The organism is Affinundibacterium nitidum (assembly GCF_014284155.1).
In the GTDB taxonomy this organism is placed as follows: domain Bacteria; phylum Pseudomonadota; class Gammaproteobacteria; order Burkholderiales; family Burkholderiaceae_D; genus Undibacterium; species Undibacterium nitidum.
On sequence record NZ_JACOFZ010000063.1, the window covers coordinates 1 to 255 of the forward strand.

The following is a 255-nucleotide window of genomic DNA, read 5'->3' on the forward strand; positions in this document are numbered from 1 at the left end:
TAGTAATGACACTCCAGCAGTCTACGAAGGTGCAGAAACCTATCAGGTCAATTTAACGGCAGCAACGAACGCTACAATTGCCACAAGTAGTGTAACGACGACGATCCGTGATGATGTTCCAGGCCCTGGTGGCGATGATGATCGTCCTTTGATCACAGGTGTATCAAGTCCGAGCGTCAGTGAAGGTGGAAATTTAGATTTTACGGTGAGCTTGAGTAATACAAGCACCACCCCTACGGCGGTGACGGTAACACC

At 49.0% G+C, this 255-nt stretch carries 1 protein-coding gene; it reads left to right on the plus strand.

Going from position 1 to position 255, the window contains the following annotated elements:
- A partial coding sequence (locus tag H8K36_RS19780) for a hypothetical protein (RefSeq protein WP_186918095.1) occupies positions 1-255 on the plus strand: 255 nt, incomplete at both ends.